The organism is Nitrososphaerota archaeon, assembly GCA_029785825.1.
In the GTDB taxonomy this organism is placed as follows: Archaea; Thermoproteota; Nitrososphaeria; order Nitrososphaerales; family Gagatemarchaeaceae; genus UBA183.
This window is the reverse complement of record JAFLYY010000001.1, coordinates 138,865-155,527: the sequence shown is the minus strand read 5'-3', so window position 1 is coordinate 155,527 and position 16,663 is coordinate 138,865. Positions and strand designations below refer to the sequence as shown.

The window sequence follows — 16,663 nt, the reverse complement described above, 5'->3', positions numbered from 1 at the left end:
TCGTACTCGCCGCCTAGACGGAGGCTCCAGCGGCAGACCGCGGACTCACCTGTGCCCTTTCTTGTCCTTCTTCCTGTCCAGGGCCACCACGTCGTAGAGTATCGTCCTGAAGTTCACGGTGAGCGTCCTGGCGTAGAACGGCCCCCCGATGTATAGGTTCTTGAGGTCGTGCTCCCTCTTCTCGTGTTCGTTGAACCTCTCGAAGGAGAGGCACTCTTCAAAGTAGGGCTCCAGGCCCCGTACGTCCGGGTCCACGACCACCTCCTCGGGGAGAGGCTCCTGATTTGACGACTCGAGGACGTCGTTCAGCGAGTCCCTGGCGGCATTATAGTTCTTGTGGGCTTCCTCGATGAACCTCGGAAATATGCCGTTGGACGCCAGGCGGCCGGCGAAGGCGCCCTCTTTGTCCTCAGAATACCTCTTCAGCAGGTGGGCCTTGATGTTGAGCTCGTTGGAGTTGTCGAAGGCGTAGAGGAACTGGCGGGCCTGGACCTCGAAGTCGATCTTGTAGGCGTGGTTCAGGGAGTCGCCGAACGCCCCGCAGGCGAGGAAGAACCTGGCGGCTGGATAGTCCCTCCTGACGATGGCCGAAGCGACCATGTGAGCGAAGTCCGGGTCGTACGGGATCTCGCTCATCAGAACCCCTTTCCTGGTTATGTTCTGCGTCAGAGGATGGATAGCGCCCACGTCGACGAGCCAGTTTTCGGCGAAGGCGACCTCCTTGCTGCTCACCTTCGACATCAGCTCCAGCTCCGAGAACTTCAGGCCGTACTTGGACATGAGGAGGACCAGGTCGAAGGGGGTTTCGAACTCGAGCGCCTTCTTCACCGCGGTGGGTGCGATGTCCCTCGGGACCGGGGTGTCGGAGATGATGACCGCCCTCCCGGGCTTGAAACGGCCTATCCTCCCTATCATCTGCAGGAGCGTGTTGTTGTCGATGCTCCCGTACCGCAGCGCCTTCCTCCCCAGACTGTCCTTGCTCTCTATGGCGTCGTTGAAGATCAGGACGTTGTCGAGGTATATGTTCACTGACGAAGCTATGACGTTGGTCGCGAAGACCTTGAGGCTCCTGTCGGTCTCGGCCCGCTTCTGTATCTTATTGACCTCGGACCCGTCGAGCCCCCCGTGGATGTAGACCCCGTCGCCGCTCCGGGCGTACTTCTCTACCACGCGCCTGGTGGGAAGGAAGACCAGCCAGGACTCCCCCCGGGGCCTGGTGTGGAGGAACCTGACGAGCGCGTCGAACATCCCGTCGAGGTCCCTAGCATGGACTGTTTCGATGCCGACCGGGAACCTCCGCCCTGAGACCGAGTAGAGGTTCCTGATCCCCAGGAACGAGAGGAACTCGGCCGGGTCGATGGTGGCGCTCATGACCCTTAACAGGTTCCCCGCCTCATGCTCCTGCTTCTTTGCAAGGGACATGCAGAGCTCGAGCTGAGAGGTCATCTGATGGCTCTCGTCGAAGTAGATCGAGGCCCCCTTCACCGACCCTTCCGCCAGCATCCTGAGGAGGACGCCGTCGGTGACGATCTTGACCCTCCCCCCGGTGTTGACCTTGGTGTCCTTGGTGATGACCGCCAGCTCGTCTTTGACCTTCGGGTGGAGAGCCGAGAGGGAGTAGTAGAGTGCGTTGCAAGAAGCCCTGGACGGCTCCCGGATGAGTATGGTCCTCGTCCGCCCGGCCGACTCGAACTCGTGTATCGGGACCACCGTGCTCTTCCCCGTCCCGACATCGCCGAGCAGTACGAAGTGCCCCGAGAAGTCGATGGAGCCCAGGATCGAGAAGATAGGAGGCCGGGGGACGCTCTTGGCCGCCGGGACGTCTTCGGTCAGGGGAGCCAGGGGCTCGAAGGAGTCGTCCGTTTCGCTCCCGGGAGACTCTGCCACGCCCTTCACCGCTTCCCCTGAACGGCCGCCCTGGATTCCCGCCGGCCTCCGGCGAGCTCCAGAATCCTGTTCCTGAGCTGCCTCATCCCGTCCCCTCTCACCGCAGACACCTTGACGGTGGTATAGTCGCTGAAGAGTGGGTCTGCCTGGATTCCCGCCCTCGTCTTCGAGTCCAGCAGGTCCACCTTGTTCAAGACCAGGATCACCTTTGCCGGGTCGACCTCGAGCTCGCTAAGGGTGTCCCTGCAGCTGGTGAGCTTGATCCCGATGCTCTCAGGGCTCTCGCTCGCGTCGACCATGAGCAGGACGAGGTCAGCGTGCCTGAGCTCATCCAGGGTCGACTTGAACGACTCGACGAGGTAGGCCGGGAGCCGGGAGATGAACCCGACCGTGTCGGAGAGGAGGACCTTGTTCTTCGACTTTGGAAAAGTGACCATGCGGATAGTGGTGGTGAGGGTTGTGAAGAGGTCCGGTGAAATCTCCTTCGACTCCGCTGTCAGACGGTTGAAGAGGGTGGTCTTTCCGCTGCTGGTGTACCCCGCGAGCGACACGAAGGGGACGCCGAGCTTCTTCCTCTCCGCCGCGTGGAGGTCCCTGACCGTCCTGGTCTTCTCGAGCTTTTGCTTGATGAACCCCATCTGGCGCTTGAGGGTCCTGAACCTGACGTCGACCTCGTACTCCCCCATCCCCATGAACCCCGCCTGCTCTCCCTTGGTCGAATGGCGCACCTCGTCCCTCGCCCTGGGGAGCTCGTAGCGGAGTTCGGCCAGCTGGACCTGGAGCTTCGCCTCCGTGGTCGCGGCCCGCTTCGCGAATATGTTCAGTATCAGCCTCTCCCTGTCGACGACGGCCGCATGGGTCAGCTTCGACAGGTTGTTCGCCTGGGCGGAGGTGACGCTCTCGTCGATTATGATGACGTCTGCCTTGCTCTCAGCCACCTTCCCCTCCAGCTCCTGAGCCTTCCCCGACCCGACCCCGTATTCGGACCGGATGATCGCCCTCTGGGTCACCACCTCTGCCACCTCGTACCCGCCGGCCTTCGCGAGCTCGAGTATCTCGCGTTTGGCGAACTCGTCGGGGTAGGTGACCACTATCGCCCTGGTGCCGAACTCCGCTCCCAAACCCGGTTCCAGACGCGCGTGAAATGAGCCCCGTAAAACGGTTCCCTGACGCTCAGGCGTGGGCCACGCTCGTCCCGAGAAAGTGGTCGCTGAAGCGCTGCTGGTACCCCTTCGACAGGGCGAGACCGGCTATGACGTCCAGGAGGAGCAGGAGCGGATAGAACTTGCTTAGGTTCCTGACGAAGGCTTCCCCCAGAGTGGGGTTCGAGCCGGACTTCGAGACGACCTTGAGATGGAAGAGCCTCTTGCCGAAGGTCGCCCCCGATGATGACTCCATCAGGGCGAAGTAGAGGACGAAGATGAGGCCTCCGACGATGGCGTACGGACCGAAGGCGGAACGAACCGAAACGCCGGCGAAGAAGAGCGGAAACGCTACGATGGCCCCGACTATGGCGAGAGCCACGAAGACGATGATCGCGTCCACGACGTATGCAAGGAGCCTCTCGAACCAGTACTCCTGGGCCTTCCGGTCCTTTGTGAGCGCGTCGAAGCCCCTGGATGTCGGAGAAGCGCCTGAGGAGGCGCTCGCCTGGGCCCCGCAGCCGGGACAGTAAGCGGCGCCGTCAGGCATCTCCTTCCCGCAGCTCTGACAGAACACCCCTGCCAATCCCCCTGCCCTTCGCTCTGACAAATCTCTGGGCTTTTATGGGTTCGCACTGATGAAGCGCATTACTCGAGGGGCCCGCTCACAGGAGAAGGGAGACAAGCACACCGGCGGCGATGCCCACGGCCGGAAAGACGAGCCACCCAAGGGCCACCAGATAGAACGGCCTGGCAGAGAAGAACCTGGTCTTGTACGAGAGCCCTGCCCCGAAGACCGCCGCGTTCTGGACCATGGTGTTGGACATGGGGATCCCCGCCAGGGTGGAAGCCTCCACCAGGAGAGCAGAAGTCAGCATCGACGACGTCGCGTTCGAGTACCCGAGGTCGAACATCTCGGTGCTCACCCTCCTGATCACCCCGGCGCTGAGGAAGAAGGTGCCGAGGACGACTCCGATTATCGCGAGCGCGACCGAAAGCGCGCCGAAACCTTCGACCGCGACTATCAGCCCTATCGTGTTCGCCCCCAGGGTGAAGGCGAACCCGAACGATACCAGGAGAAGGAGCGCCTTGTATGCCTCCACTTTTGTCCAGAAGCTGTTGGCCCCCAGCCTGGACGCGAGTCTTGTGATCAGGGGGGTGGCTAGGAGCGCCGCGACGGGGGCGGCGACCCACACCAGTATCATCAGGAAGAAGTATTCGCTGAATCCCAGGGAGACCCCCGCGAGGAGCGCAGGGAGGGTGAGCGTCAGCGGGAGGGGGAGCCGGACGAGCTGCGCGGCCGTGAAGAGCACCAGGCTCAGCGCCAAGACGACCAGGAGAACCTCGGCGGAGAGCCCCCTGGCCAGATGAGAGGCGGCGGTCGCCATGCTGGTCCCCTGGAACAGGAGCCCGAGAGACACCCCGGCCGCCTCCAGGGCCAGCGCCGTCTTCCTCCTGACCACCCGTGCGCCTATGAGGTTCCCCACGCACGCCTGGGCGTTGTTCCCCGAGACGATGAGAACCAGAAGGGTGGCGACCGCTAGCAGGAGGGCTCCGAGGACGTCCAATCCATCACCTTGAGATGGCGTTAGCGATCGCGATGACGAGGTCGGACATGTCCTCCACTCCGTCCTGTATGTGGTCCAGCTTCCTCATCACTTCGGTGTAGTGCTGGAACGAAAAGTAGTCGAAGAGGCCGCGGTTCGCGTACAAGGAGTCGAAGCCGGAGTCCTTGAGCTCGTCCCCCTGCTCCTCCAGAGCTTCGATGTCTTTCCTGAGCGACCTCGCCTCCTCCATGCTTCCGGCCTCCAGGAGCTTCTCGAACGTCTCCAGCTCCCTGTCGGCGAGGCCGATCATCTTCACGAAGGTCTGGACCATCTTTTCGAGCATCGGGAGCTCGATGCCGCTCATCACGATCCTGTTCACCTCGCGGGCGACGAAGTAGTAGTCGTCGAAAATGCCGTCCATCAGGTCGGACACGTGGAGGAGGTCCCTGAGGACTGACGGGTTGACGGCGCCGTTCATGATGTCCTCGCTGAGCTTGAAGGTCAGCTCGTCGCTCTCCTTCTCTAGAGCTTTGATTTTTTCGAGCACGCTGGGGTCGTCCAGGCGCTCCCGGAACAGCCTGGTGGCGAGCGGTGTCTCTTCCCGCGCCTTTTCGGCGAGCCCCTTCAGGCGCTCGAATATCCCCTTCTCTCCGGCCACGAGGAACCTGATCTTCAACTTGGGCTGTCCTGAGGCGCACGGGTCATGGGGTGTCCCCTTAAACCTCGGCTTCCCTGTCCACTGCTTCGTCTTCGGCTCGCAGAAGGCGAGCTCGTTCCTGATGGGCTTGAACCTCGTCTGACGGGCGGGAGCCGCGTCTCAAAACATGAAGGCGATGGTGATGCGAAGAGCTATCTGTTCACGGTCAGGCTCGTCTGGCTAAACTACTGCGGCAGCGCTCTGGCCTTCCTCTCGAGCAGGGCGAGCGCAAGCAAGTTCCTGATGAAACTCTTAATTCTGCTCTTGAAAGGAGCGTGCTCGGTGCCGCGGTAGCTCAGCCTGGCTAGAGTTTGACACTCTTGGGCTATGGAGAGAGGAGTTGAAACCTCCCTTCATCATCCGGCTGAAGACCGGAGTGTCGTCGGCTCAAATCCGACCCGCGGCACGCCTATGCGTGTTCAAATCGCCCGTTATGGCAGTATTCCCTACCATATGGAATGTTTTTCTACCAGTATCCCTGCCCTGCGAGATAGTGTCCCTCCACGACTACCTGACCGAGGTCCTGGGCAGCAAGGCCAGCATTAGAGTGCTCAAGACTTTGGTCCGCTACAGGGGGAAGGTGTTCACCATGAGGGACTTGGCGAGGACGGCTGGCCTGTCGCACCCCGAAGTCGCCCTTGTGGCCAGGACTCTGGAAAAAAGAGGGGTTGTGAGGCTCCAACCTGTTGGGAGGGCCCAGCAGGTCATCCTGAACGAGGAGAGCTACGTGCTGAATTCGATAGTCTGGCCCGCGATCAAAGCCGAGGAAGATACCCTCAGTGCGATCTTGTCCACGATCAGGCCGTTCTTTGAAGACAGGTCGATCAGATCGGTGGCCGTCTTCGGGAGCGCTGCGAAGGGACTCGAGGGGAAGCAGAGCGACATCGACATATTCGTCGTAGCGGGTGACAGACAGCTCGCCAGCGAGCGCGTTGCGGACGCCTCCGCCGAAACTGTTTCGAAGTTCGGATTTGGGTTGTCTCCCTTGATCATGGACGAAGCCACGTTCGCCAGAAAGAAGAACAAGGATCTGGGTAGGTCGATACTCGAGTCCTACAGGATGGTCTGGGGCAAAGACCTGAGGAAGATAGGAGATGTCCAAGACCGTCAATAAGAGCCTCTACAGGAACTACCTGCAGAAGGCAGAGGAGATGCTCGACGTCGCGGAGTACGCTGCGAAACAGTCGAAGAACAATGCCGCAGTTACGGCGTCTGTCCACTGTGCGATCAATGCCATAGACGCACTTTCTGTCTTCTATCTTGGGAAACGCCACAGCGGAGGACATGAAGGAGCAGTAGGTGCCGTCAAGGGGGCGGTTGATTCGTCCGAATTCAAGGAGTTGTCCAAGCAGTTCGGAGGTCTGATTGCCCTGAAGAACGAAGCCGAATACCAGCCCGACCTGATGAAGCCCTCTCAGGCACGAGACGCCGTTACCAGGGCGGGCAGGATTCTGTCGAAAGTCAAACAGAAACTTCCCTGATTGCAGGCAGGTTCAGGCACGGGCTCAAGTCACGGCGAAATGCCCCTGCTCACGCCGCGGTGGTTTCCTTCGTTCACGCCGTCTATGCATCCAAGTTCACTCTAGAGGTCCTGCAGACCTTCTAAAGGGCCCGACGCCGGAGGGGCGACGGGACATAGGCGGTGACACAGCGACTGTAGGTTGTGGCGCGTCAGAGTTCAATCCTCTTCCTCCTGCTCTCTTTCGGTTAGCGCGTTCTTGGTGAGCCGCTGAATAAAGAGAAGGATATACCCCGTTACGGTTCCCACAAGAAATAGCAAGGCATCACCACTAACACTTCCTCTGACAGTCAAATAGCTCATTAGGCCAATGATTACAGCAAGGAAAGCTGATAGGGTGAATGTGAGGATTGTGTTGTATCTTGTCAACGCTCTGAGGTCTTTGTGGCCTGCTTCTGCTTCGTCCTTCTTGTAGGTAAGATATTTGGCTGCAAGCGTGTCAATCAGTTTGATTAGATTCTCGACATCTTCGGGCTTCCACTGCTGTTGCTGTGGATTTGGCTGCTCACGCGTTGGGAATACGTAGACTGTCCCACACTTCGAGCACTGAGCGGAGCCAGGCAGCAGGCCGTTGACGAGGCCTACTTCAAGCTCGTTGCCACAAGACGGGCATACGTATGTAACCTTCTTCGGAATCGGTCTCTGCGGCTGCCCGCTCTCCATGTCCTCGTACCGTTCGACCGCCCTCGATTCTTAAGGGTTCATTGACGGGGAAAAGCACGAAGGAATAAGAGCCAGCCTTGGAATACTCTTGTTATGGCCCGGCGCAGACGGGTGACTTTCTACGTCAAACGCAGGGGAAAGCGGCGAAAGAAGGTAAGCTTCCTTGCATCCTGATGGGGTGGTTTGCTCTTGTTAACGTATCACAGGGTGATCCAAGATGGCATCTCCGAATACGGTAATCTACACATGCGCAAGAGCGTGCTCAGTATTTCAAGGGGAGGCGAGAGACTCGCAATCGCTCATGGGACGAAGCCGTTAATGCCAATCACATTCAAACCAGACAGGACATTCACTCTTAGCGACAGAACTAAAGTCGCATTTCAGGTACTCGAATCTCAGACTAGGAAGTTCAGAGAGATTGAAGCAGATATCTTCAGGGCGTATCTCTGTCCAGGTATCTCGAAGCTCGTCTTTATTGTTCCAACCAATCAGGACGGAGAGAACGTGATTAGGATAACAGAGATTATACAAGATGGGTTGGAACATCTTGGGGTGAGGAAGGACCTCCACCTCTTTCTTGTCTTGACAATCCCACGGACTGTAAGAAGGGCCACCGACGTACTCTTCTATCTGAACAATGTAAGAGTCAACAGACAAATATTCGGCGCGGCCTGATTCCTCCTCATACATACAAACGCGCTCTCTCGGGCTCTTTTGTTCTGCCAGTTCGCGAGTGCGACCTCCGGCGTCAGCTCAATGAATGGGATGTGGATATTTCCTCAAAAGCCATTCAAGTGCCTGCTTCCCAATCAATTTCTCAATGAAGATGTTCGCGTTCCTCCTTATGATTGCATAGCTGAAGGTAGGAATCAACGCACTCGGGAGATAGAGGAGACCCATCAGGAGGCCCAATTGGTAGATTAGATCGTTGGTTCCCGCCCCACCCCAGTAGACTGGGGAGAAGGCGACTGGGATTATGTATGACCTCGAAGTCACTGAGAATCTCTGCGTAGACGCCTACCACGTAACATTCGAATGCAGACGAGATTACGGGCTTGCTCCTGTAGAACAACACTCCGTACGACAGCGTGGAAACAAGTATGAGGAGTCGCGCGGAACTCTGCGGGAGCCCTTCAGAATTGCCCGACCGAAGAAACAAGAGGTCTGTGAGCATCGATATCCAAAGGACCAAACCTACATACTTGGCTAGACCCATTCGGCTGATGTGTCGCCTGATTCTGTATCCGAGTATGATTACAATATCTGCCGCGACAAAGAATGGGAACCAAAAACCAACCAGATCCAGGACAACCCTGGGGTACACGAGGTTGCTTTGGGTCTTGGATTGCTATAAAATGCATACCGGAGAGTCCTCTGACTTCCCAGTTAGGGCGTCGCCTCCGATCGAAACAACCGCTGTTCTGATTAGTTAGATTTCTCTTTGTCGAGTTCCTGCTTCAGATACTCTGCAAGGTCTTTCCTCCCTTCTGCGAGGGCGAATTGATAGTGCGTGCGGAGAACCATAAGATAGGCGTCGTGATAGCCAGCGACCCCGAGATGCTTCTTGTAGTATCTATCGAAGAGCCTGAGCCGCTCCCGCGCGAGGGTCAGGTTGCGCCAGTTCCCGGTTCCTCGCGAGCCTGAGGGATAGGCGAAGAGGTAAGAGGTGACTGCCGCCACAGGAAGCACGAAGGCCAGAGCGACGATGGTAATCCCCGATTGCGCGACTGCTGCGACTACGCCAGGGATTAGGGCAAGTAGCGACATCAGAAGCTGAACCCTGTTGCCTGTCTTAATCTCCCTGAGGAGCTCGTCAAACTTGTCCTGCTCCGCCCTAGAATCAGGAACGCCCACGGTCAAGGCAAGAGACACCCCCTAATCAGTCTGCGTCTAACTTTGTCAAGACTTCGGCCGTTCTTGTGAGGCTCCGGCCCCCTTGTTCCTCAATTCTACCCGGGGTTTGTCTTGGTTCGTCAGGACCACTTCTGCATAGTTGCCGGTCATGAAAGGCCCTGGATTGACAATTGTTGTCCTCCCTACCGTGTCGACTCCAGGGCTTTCGTGGACATGCCCGACGAGGGCCAGGAGAGGTTGAGTCTCCTCGATGTACTTCCTTATGGCAATCGATCCGATGTTTCTTGTGCCTGTTTCGGTCGAACCATCGTAAGAGAGGTCGGTCTTGGTGTTAATTGGCGGCTGGTGCGATATCAGGACGTCTACAGGTCCAAGGTTCTTGGTCAGGACGAGGTACTCCGTCTCGTCCAGTTCGAGGGGCCCTCCCTGGACAGGAAGGGAGCCTCCCAGCCCACCTATTGTATACCCACCGAACCTGGTTGAGGTCCCGTGCAGGACTTTCTTTGCGGCGAACATCTCTCTTACGGGGTAGTCGTGGTTGCCCAGCACAATGAACACCGGCTTGTAGATGGCGAAATCGACGATCCTGTAGAGGAGGGACAACTCTCCTATGTCACCCCCTATTGCGACCACGTCGTATCTATGCACAGACTCCTCCAGCCAGGTCATCGTTTCCGGTTTGCCGTGGATATCGACGATGAACCCGATTGTGATCGAAGTCCGGCTCATGACGAACTAGTGAATGTCCCCCTTCCTGCTGCATGATAGTCGCACATGATTCGTCCTCCAAGATGCCCATTCCAAAGGATGAGAAAAGCTTCCGTGTTTGGCGTGGTTCTTGACATCGAAAGATGCCTGCGGCACGCCTATGCGTGTCCAAGCATTGGTCGTTATATATCCGGTTCAGCTTATAGAGCATGGACCAGTTAGAAGAGTCGTCTGTCGCGACCCTCAGGGCGTCGGGGAAGCTCGCGCATCAGACCAAGGAGAACTACATCCTCAGGATAAGGGCGTATCTCAGGCGGGTGGGGATGTCCCCCGACCAATTCATCCAAACTGTCAGTACAGACCCGAAGGCGTTCGAGGAGGATTTCGTCAGGTTCATCGCCGAGGTGAGCAGGGGCTCGGCTTCTTCCACCACCGCGTTCTGGCGGGACTCCCTTCGGAGGTTCCTTGAGATCAACAGGGTGAAGGGGGTCGATTGGGACTACGTCAACCAGTTCATCCCGAAGGTGAGGAAGTCGGGCCAGGACAGGGCGCCGACGCTCGAGGAGATCCGCAAGGTGGTGGCGGTCGCAGACCTCAGGACGAAGTGCCTCATACTCTTCCTGACATCATCCGGCGCAAGGATTGGTTCGACGGAGTACCTCCGGTGGAGGGACATACAGGAGGTGGAGTTCGAGGGGTGGAAGCTCGCCAATGTCACGATCTACAGGGGCGAACCGGAGGAGTATGACAGCTTCGCTTCACCGGAGTGCTACGATTACCTACTGAAGTACCGGGAGATCCGCGAGAAAGTGGGGGAGGTCATCACCCCTTCGTCCCCGGTCTTCGTCAGAGAAGTGAACAAGAGGCGGTTCGACCAGAGCAAGGTGAAGCCGGTCGGCGTCAGGACCCTGAAGAACCAGATGGGGGAGCTCCTGAACCAGATGAAGATGAGGGAGAAGCTCACCGACACCAAGAACTACCGGAGCTACGAGTGGAAACAGTGCCATTCTTTCAGGAAGTTCTTCAAGACAAGGATGGAGATGTCCGGGGTCAAGCCTATCATTACGGAGATGCTGATGGGGCACACGATCGGTGTGTCTGGGAGCTACATGAAGCCGACTCAGGATGAGATGGTCAGCGAATATGTGAAGGCGATCCCCAACCTGACGATCCTCAGCGGGTCGGGAGAGAGAGGAGACAGGAATGCCGAGTTCAAGCGGGAGATCCTCCTCAAGGTGGGTGGGTACAGCAAGGAGGAAATCGATAAGCTCAACCTTGCAGAAATGGGGGACACGACGATTCAGAAGATGGTACGGGAAAGGCTGCTTGGGGCTACGGCGAACAACGGGAATCACCAAAGGGCCATACCAGTCAGCGAGGTCGAGGCCTATCTGACGGAGGGGTGGGAGTACGTGGCGACGTTGCCTACCGGAAAGGTCGTGCTGAAGCTTCCCAACTAGGCAAGGCGCGCATCTTGGTCCCACTTGTCGCCTTCTCGGACAGGGAAGAAGAGACCGCAGCAGGTTTCGTCCTCAACAAACTCTACACACTGAAGTGTTTCGCGAAGAGGAACGACCTCAGGCATGGGAGGCACACGGAGCTGAGCAACATGCAAAAGGGCTACCCTCCGGACAAGAGGGGACACGTGAACTCGGCGTGCCAGAAGATGAAGAACAGGCTCGTCTTGGTCTTCCGTTCCACCGGCGAGGACCACATCTGCGCTTTGAACGAGGACGACGCGGTCGCGGAAGGCCTGGAGCTATGCAACAGGTACAGAAAGGGCGTAGGCCTTCCCCCTCTGAACCGCTTCTTCACGGAGGATCGCAGTCTGTCCCAGGAGAAGCTGCCGGCTACTAGTCGGGAATCGGACAAAGAGAAGAGGTCCAGGGAGTACCGCGAGAGGACGAAGAAGATGATGGACGACTTGGGTCTGTCTAGTCAGTCCTAGCGAACTGGTACTTCGTCGCCCACTCGATCAGCTCGTGTAGGTCGTTCTCGACCCTGAACTGGTAGGCCTTGGCGTTCCCGATCTTCCCTGCGGGAGCCACGAAGCCCTTTCCAGAGAGTCTCTGGAGGACCTTCTGGACGGTCTTGAAGCTCAAGCCGGTCGACTCCTCGAGCATAGGAATCGTCTGCTTCATGTTGCCGACCAGGAAAGCCTGGTCTAGGATCCGCGCTTCGGGGCTGGTGAAGACGGAAGACAACGGACCAGCGGTTTCGTACTTGACCTTCATTCTCCAGTCACCTGCCTGCCAGGCCTAGGGCTCCTACTTAAGACTTTGGAATTTATTCCAAAGCGTCTTTGTAGAGACGCCATGATCGAATCCGCGACCAGGTGGCTCGGCGCTTGCCGAGAGCTCGCCTCTGGTGGGATCCAGTTCAGCCCGACGGATGATCATAGCCCAACACTTGGATGAGCCTGTCCCGGCGGACGCGCAGTGGTCCTTTCGCCCCCCCGCACTGGTCGGACACCGCGGTCATTGGTGGATACGGATAGTTTGAGCACGGCCCACGCTCAAATCATACGGACGCATTACCAAATACGCCCGTAGGCCGCAGGCTCCTGATGTCCGCGTCCACTCCAGGAGAATCGGCGCAGAAGGAAGGCGTGGTCGCTGGCCAGACAAGCGTCTCGGCCGATAGACGCGAAGTGGACATCAGGGCGCTGAAGCGATGGGTTGCCAGCAAGTTCGGGTCGCACTCGCTCATCGGGAAGGTGATGCTGGTGGAGCCCGACTTCGTCCCGGTTACGGAGATCGTGGGGAAGGTAGGAACTTGGCTCACGGTCCTCAGGGAGGACCTGGAGGACCGACCATGAACGACCTATTGCTGTTTCTTGTCACCATTATCCCCCTACTCGGGTACATCGCGAAGGACATCGGAGCTCGCTTGGAGGAGGGAACCGCCCACGAGACCCGAAGGAGGGTGGCCACGGTATCCGCCATGGTCGTGTTGTACTCCATGGCTTTGACCGCGATCGTCTCGGAGGTCTCCAGTTCAGTCCCGTGGGGGCTCCTCCAAGGGTCCGCCCTGTTCATCATACAGCCCGCCTCCACCATCATCCTCATCATCGTGGCGTCAGATTCCTTTGGTGCTGCCCGCGACACCTCGAAGCGAGAAGAAGCCAACAAGGTGAAGGTGGCCGACTACATCGACCAGCAGCTGGCGGGCCGCCTGAAGCCGTTGGAGGGTGCAATAGTCGGGGTCCAGAACGGCCTGTCTGAGGTCTCGGCGCTGAGACCCAAAGTGGAGGAGATGTCCAATTCGGCCGACGCCCTCACTGCCACCGTGTCATCCCAGGCGGAGGCTACGAACGAGATTGCCGAGCAGTACCAAATGAGGGAGGCCTCCTACAGGGACATCGCGGTCCAATACGAGAAATGGTACAACAAGCGCGCAGAGGCCGACCTGGCGCTGAAGGACCTAATCTTGGAAGCCGATGAAATGCTGAACAGATGCTACATCGTCATGGACGAGATGGACGACTTCATCGACCTGGTGGAGCCAGAACCGCCAGTGCCGGGGATGGCTGGTAAGACCGAGGCTGGGGCTCCACAAGGGCAGACTGCAAACCCGCCCATCAGCGGCGAGACTCCTCCGGTCATTCATGGCAAGCTGACCAAGTTGCAAGGGATGGCGAACAGGGAGAGGGGGAACAAGGCCCAGCTGAAGTTCGCCGAGGAGGTCCTGCGCGGAGCCGGGAAGCTGTACGACAACAGCATAAGGGAAGGGACCCCTGATTACATCTTCTGGGCTCCCGGGTCTCCCGAGTCACGGAAGGCGAAGGCCGTCGGCGCGTTCAAGGCGCTGACACTGAGAGAAGACGGGACGAGGCAGAGGCACATACCCAGGAGGAAGGTGCTCGCGGAGCTGAGGATGGCGACGAAGTACGCCGTCCCCATGATCCTATTCGTCATGAACTTCACCAACGGGAGGATATGGACCAAGGTCATACCAGTGGATGAGCTGAAGGATTTCACCGGACAGACCACCCCGCCGATGCTGGTGGAGGGCGACCCCCAGGCGGAGAAGACCTGCAAGGAGACCCTGCAGATGGCGCTCAACCTGCTCTGAGAAGTCGGCATGTCATTGTCATGGCATTGTCGCGACAGGCGAAAGCTGTCCTATGTTGCCCGGCCGCTACCAGTGACACACCCTTCTTTATTATTAAGCAGAGCCTCCTTTTGGCCACCTTCCGCTTCGCGACAATCCGCGCACCCACACCTCCTTATCTGCCACCCCTTCTTTCCAGAATATGGCCCATTCGTCGAACCAAGTCGCCGAGAGAAATAGAAGTACAAAGAACCTTATTCACGGTGCCCCCTTCTGAACGAATGAATTTCAGATTTTCAATGACTCCAAGTCCTTAATACATCGGTTCCACGAGATATGCAAGACAAGCCAAGTTGACAAAGATCAGTTACCAGCCACGGAGCCTCTTGGCATTCCTCACCGCCGTTAGTTTACTAGCGTGGCTCGGAGGAATCTACATCAAGTCATATGACTACTCAGTAGGGTCGCAGATGGCGGCCGTTGGAGAGCCTATCTTCATAATCTGTTTCGTCATCTGGTTGATTTTCATCGTCATGACCATTGCCCGAAACTTGAGGTTCTAGCTTGTGACTTCCGCGGATGAAGACCAAGGTATCGTCCGGAGATCAAAGACTCAAAGAGGGTCGACGACACAGTTGCTTAGCGTAATGCAGGATGAGGTATTCCCGGTGGAGGCGCAATGAACCCCATGTACGGCAACGATGACCCCCACAGATACCGTTGAAAAGCAACGCCATCCTAGGGGAATCTGTCCGAGCACTCAGGTCAATAGGCTTCGAGGTATACCCATTTGTCCTGTTCTGGGTTCTTTACTTGGCTGCGATAGAATTGGGCAATCTTCTGCCTTATGGTTCTTTGGACATGTACGAGACAGGAATCATGATGCTGGTTACAAGTCCTTTCAGCTTCATCGAAGCAGTCGGAAAAACCCCTTCGGAAACCACTCAGGGTCTAATCAACAACCTCTTCGTCCCATCAGCCATGATGCTCTTTGCGATGTTGTACAACATCAATCTATCGCGCCGCCTAAGGCGGTTTGTATCTGTACCATCAATATTCGGGGCGAGCGTGATTGGGACATACATTGTGGCTGATGTTGTATGGAAGGTTACCCCACTACCATCCACCGGAACTTCAATCATCGGTTTCTGTTTCTGTACAGCCTTGTCATGCACCGCGTTCGCCGACCTGTACGAGTCCCGAAGGCGAAAGGGAGATCGCGGGCCAGGTATGAAAGAGTTCGTCAAATTTCTTGCAACTAGTATAATGGGGACCCTGGGTCTGGTTGTAGGTTTCTACGGATACCTGTGGCAGAACCCTTCTTGGATGATTCATTTGACTGGTGGGGGCCTTGCCCTAACATCCCTTCTTCTTTGGACTGAGCTAGGTACTCCACCCGTTCGGAGATTGCCCAGGGCTTTGCTTGGCGAGTCTGCGCGTGCTATCCTCTTTGTCGTAATCACACTAACGGTGGTTCTCCTTGTCTAGGACCAGAGCCGGCCGTTATTTTCTGGGACCGTTGATTCTGATTCTGGTGGTCCTTGGATACATAGGCTTGGTAGCTGCGACCGCTTGGTTGCTCTTGAATGTCGGCTGGTTCTATTTCTTCTGGTCTTATGGATTGAGCGCTGTCGCATCATACATGCTTACTGACTTCACGGAACACCATCTCTTTGACCGGATATGCAAGACCTTCAGCATCAAATTCAAAACGTTGAGAGCTGTTGCTTTTATCGAACTCATTTTTACAACCGCGATATTGGGTTCTCTGCTGAACTTCGCTTTCCAAACCTCTTTGGAGAACGATATCAGCTTGGTACTATTGATTGGCTACCCTTTGTTGATTGTGTTGGGTTGGGTCTACTATTCACGAGTCTACGCGCGAAGGGACGACTAGGCCAAATGCGCATCAAACTGCTCCTTCATCCCAAAGTAAGGCGTTTCCCGGCGGAGCGCAATGAACCCTATACCCGGCGTTATGACTCGTCCCACCAACCAGGAAACCAACTTCTTGATTCGTGATACATGGAGACTGACAAACATGCAGTTCGAATGGAGACCTATCTGTGAACGATGTACGACACATGGTAGCTTCTTAGCGAATAGCTGGTAAGGTCCAATTGCGGTGAAGATGCAGGTGGTTGGTCCCACCCTACCCCAAACCATCCAGTCCCATGGACGACGACTTGGTACACTTGCCCTCTCGGCAAATAGATCTGGAAAGAGCCGGAGTCGATTGTGACAGTGTAGGTTATTCCTTGCGAAGAGAAGCTAATTGAAGACGCGCTATTGAACCAGCCGGTGACATTAACTGGTCCAAAGATGGCCACAGGAGTTAGACTCGATACCTGTTGGTTCAACTGGTTTACCTCGTTTTGCAGATTTGAAATCTGCTGATTCAACCGATTGATTTCTGTCGTATTGGTGACTGTGACAGTCTCGCGGATGGTCTCAGTCGAACCCGAATTCGTCACCGTGAACACGTTAGAATTGTTCGAGGTAACCAAGAAGTCATTTTGCGTGAAATATAACCCAACCGCACCGGCTCCCAATATGGCGCTAATCACTGCAACAATTATCTTGTCCCGTAGGG

General features: G+C 57.0%; 17 protein-coding genes and 1 tRNA gene. 9 read left to right on the top strand and 9 right to left on the bottom strand.

From position 1 onward, the window contains the following. Window positions 1-45: 45 nt before the first annotated feature. The 5 genes from JRN21_00810 to JRN21_00790 form a co-directional block, all read right to left on the bottom strand. Window positions 46-1,896, bottom strand: a complete 1,851-nt coding sequence (locus JRN21_00810) for a hypothetical protein (GenBank protein ID MDG6987851.1) — start codon at window positions 1,894-1,896, stop codon at window positions 46-48. Next, window positions 1,893-3,008, bottom strand: coding sequence for a GTPase HflX (gene hflX / locus JRN21_00805; GenBank protein MDG6987850.1), 1,116 nt, complete (start codon window positions 3,006-3,008; stop codon window positions 1,893-1,895). Before hflX ends, JRN21_00810 begins: the two co-directional genes overlap by 4 nt. A 52-nt stretch (window positions 3,009-3,060) precedes the next feature. Then, window positions 3,061-3,615: an RDD family protein gene (locus JRN21_00800; protein MDG6987849.1), complete on the bottom strand. Its 555-nt coding sequence runs from the start codon at window positions 3,613-3,615 to the stop codon at window positions 3,061-3,063. Between the two features lie 79 nt (window positions 3,616-3,694). Beyond that, the gene (locus JRN21_00795) at window positions 3,695-4,597 is read right to left on the bottom strand and encodes an inorganic phosphate transporter (GenBank protein ID MDG6987848.1); all 903 of its coding nucleotides are present in this window, start codon (window positions 4,595-4,597) and stop codon (window positions 3,695-3,697) included. 4 nt (window positions 4,598-4,601) lie between these two features. Next, a complete protein-coding gene (locus JRN21_00790; protein MDG6987847.1) occupies window positions 4,602-5,252 on the bottom strand; it encodes a DUF47 family protein in 651 nt (216 codons plus the stop codon). Window positions 5,253-5,557: 305 nt separating this feature from the next. Here JRN21_00790 and JRN21_00785 point away from each other — a divergent pair. The 3 genes from JRN21_00785 (at window position 5,558) to JRN21_00775 (ending at window position 6,754) form a co-directional block, all read left to right on the top strand. Beyond that, window positions 5,558-5,679: transfer RNA gene (locus JRN21_00785), tRNA-Phe, on the top strand. 87 nt (window positions 5,680-5,766) lie between these two features. Beyond that, complete coding sequence (locus tag JRN21_00780) at window positions 5,767-6,387, top strand: nucleotidyltransferase domain-containing protein (protein MDG6987846.1); 621 nt, start codon at window positions 5,767-5,769, stop codon at window positions 6,385-6,387. Continuing rightward, entirely contained in the window at window positions 6,368-6,754 is a 387-nt protein-coding gene (locus JRN21_00775; protein ID MDG6987845.1) for a HEPN domain-containing protein, read from the top strand. Before JRN21_00780 ends, JRN21_00775 begins: the two co-directional genes overlap by 20 nt. Window positions 6,755-6,951: 197 nt before the next feature. On the opposite strand, the gene JRN21_00770 is transcribed toward JRN21_00775, so the two are convergent. Then, window positions 6,952-7,455: a hypothetical protein gene (locus tag JRN21_00770; GenBank protein ID MDG6987844.1), complete on the bottom strand. Its 504-nt coding sequence runs from the start codon at window positions 7,453-7,455 to the stop codon at window positions 6,952-6,954. Between the two features lie 246 nt (window positions 7,456-7,701). Between JRN21_00770 and JRN21_00765 the strand changes: the two genes are divergently transcribed. Beyond that, window positions 7,702-8,130, top strand: coding sequence for a hypothetical protein (locus tag JRN21_00765; GenBank protein ID MDG6987843.1), 429 nt, complete (start codon window positions 7,702-7,704; stop codon window positions 8,128-8,130). Between the two features lie 750 nt (window positions 8,131-8,880). Here JRN21_00765 and JRN21_00760 read toward each other — a convergent pair. After that, a complete protein-coding gene (locus tag JRN21_00760; protein MDG6987842.1) occupies window positions 8,881-9,315 on the bottom strand; it encodes a hypothetical protein in 435 nt (144 codons plus the stop codon). A 39-nt stretch (window positions 9,316-9,354) separates the two neighbouring features. After that, the gene (locus tag JRN21_00755; protein MDG6987841.1) at window positions 9,355-10,038 is read right to left on the bottom strand and encodes a metallophosphoesterase family protein; all 684 of its coding nucleotides are present in this window, start codon (window positions 10,036-10,038) and stop codon (window positions 9,355-9,357) included. A gap of 188 nt (window positions 10,039-10,226) precedes the next feature. Between JRN21_00755 and JRN21_00750 the strand changes: the two genes are divergently transcribed. After that, complete coding sequence (locus JRN21_00750; protein ID MDG6987840.1) at window positions 10,227-11,477, top strand: site-specific integrase; 1,251 nt, start codon at window positions 10,227-10,229, stop codon at window positions 11,475-11,477. Between the two features lie 14 nt (window positions 11,478-11,491). Then, entirely contained in the window at window positions 11,492-11,965 is a 474-nt protein-coding gene (locus JRN21_00745; GenBank protein ID MDG6987839.1) for a hypothetical protein, read from the top strand. On the opposite strand, the gene JRN21_00740 is transcribed toward JRN21_00745, so the two are convergent. Then, a complete protein-coding gene (locus JRN21_00740) occupies window positions 11,952-12,251 on the bottom strand; it encodes a hypothetical protein (protein ID MDG6987838.1) in 300 nt (99 codons plus the stop codon). The genes JRN21_00745 and JRN21_00740 overlap by 14 nt on opposite strands. A gap of 332 nt (window positions 12,252-12,583) precedes the next feature. Here JRN21_00740 and JRN21_00735 point away from each other — a divergent pair, with 332 nt between their 5' ends. From JRN21_00735 to JRN21_00725, 3 genes are all read left to right on the top strand, one after another. Then, on the top strand, window positions 12,584-12,835 hold the full coding sequence (locus tag JRN21_00735) for a hypothetical protein (protein ID MDG6987837.1): 252 nt from the start codon (window positions 12,584-12,586) through the stop codon (window positions 12,833-12,835). After that, a complete protein-coding gene (locus tag JRN21_00730) occupies window positions 12,832-14,091 on the top strand; it encodes a hypothetical protein (protein ID MDG6987836.1) in 1,260 nt (419 codons plus the stop codon). Before JRN21_00735 ends, JRN21_00730 begins: the two co-directional genes overlap by 4 nt. Window positions 14,092-14,790: 699 nt before the next feature. Continuing rightward, window positions 14,791-15,558 (top strand): hypothetical protein, encoded by a 768-nt coding sequence (locus JRN21_00725; GenBank protein ID MDG6987835.1) that lies wholly within the window; start codon window positions 14,791-14,793, stop codon window positions 15,556-15,558. The last annotated feature ends 1,105 nt before the right edge of the window (window positions 15,559-16,663 follow it).

What these genes read in the sequence shown, in the direction of transcription:
- JRN21_00775 (MDG6987845.1), top strand. Translation starts at nt 6,368, where the DNA reads ATGTCCAAGACCGTCAATAAGAGCCTCTACAGGAACTACCTGCAGAAG.
- JRN21_00770 (MDG6987844.1), bottom strand. Translation starts at nt 7,455, where the DNA reads ATGGAGAGCGGGCAGCCGCAGAGACCGATTCCGAAGAAGGTTACATAC.
- JRN21_00765 (MDG6987843.1), top strand. Translation starts at nt 7,702, where the DNA reads ATGCGCAAGAGCGTGCTCAGTATTTCAAGGGGAGGCGAGAGACTCGCA.
- JRN21_00755 (MDG6987841.1), bottom strand. Translation starts at nt 10,038, where the DNA reads ATGAGCCGGACTTCGATCACAATCGGGTTCATCGTCGATATCCACGGC.
- JRN21_00750 (MDG6987840.1), top strand. Translation starts at nt 10,227, where the DNA reads ATGGACCAGTTAGAAGAGTCGTCTGTCGCGACCCTCAGGGCGTCGGGG.
- JRN21_00740 (MDG6987838.1), bottom strand. Translation starts at nt 12,251, where the DNA reads ATGAAGGTCAAGTACGAAACCGCTGGTCCGTTGTCTTCCGTCTTCACC.
- JRN21_00735 (MDG6987837.1), top strand. Translation starts at nt 12,584, where the DNA reads ATGTCCGCGTCCACTCCAGGAGAATCGGCGCAGAAGGAAGGCGTGGTC.
- JRN21_00730 (MDG6987836.1), top strand. Translation starts at nt 12,832, where the DNA reads ATGAACGACCTATTGCTGTTTCTTGTCACCATTATCCCCCTACTCGGG.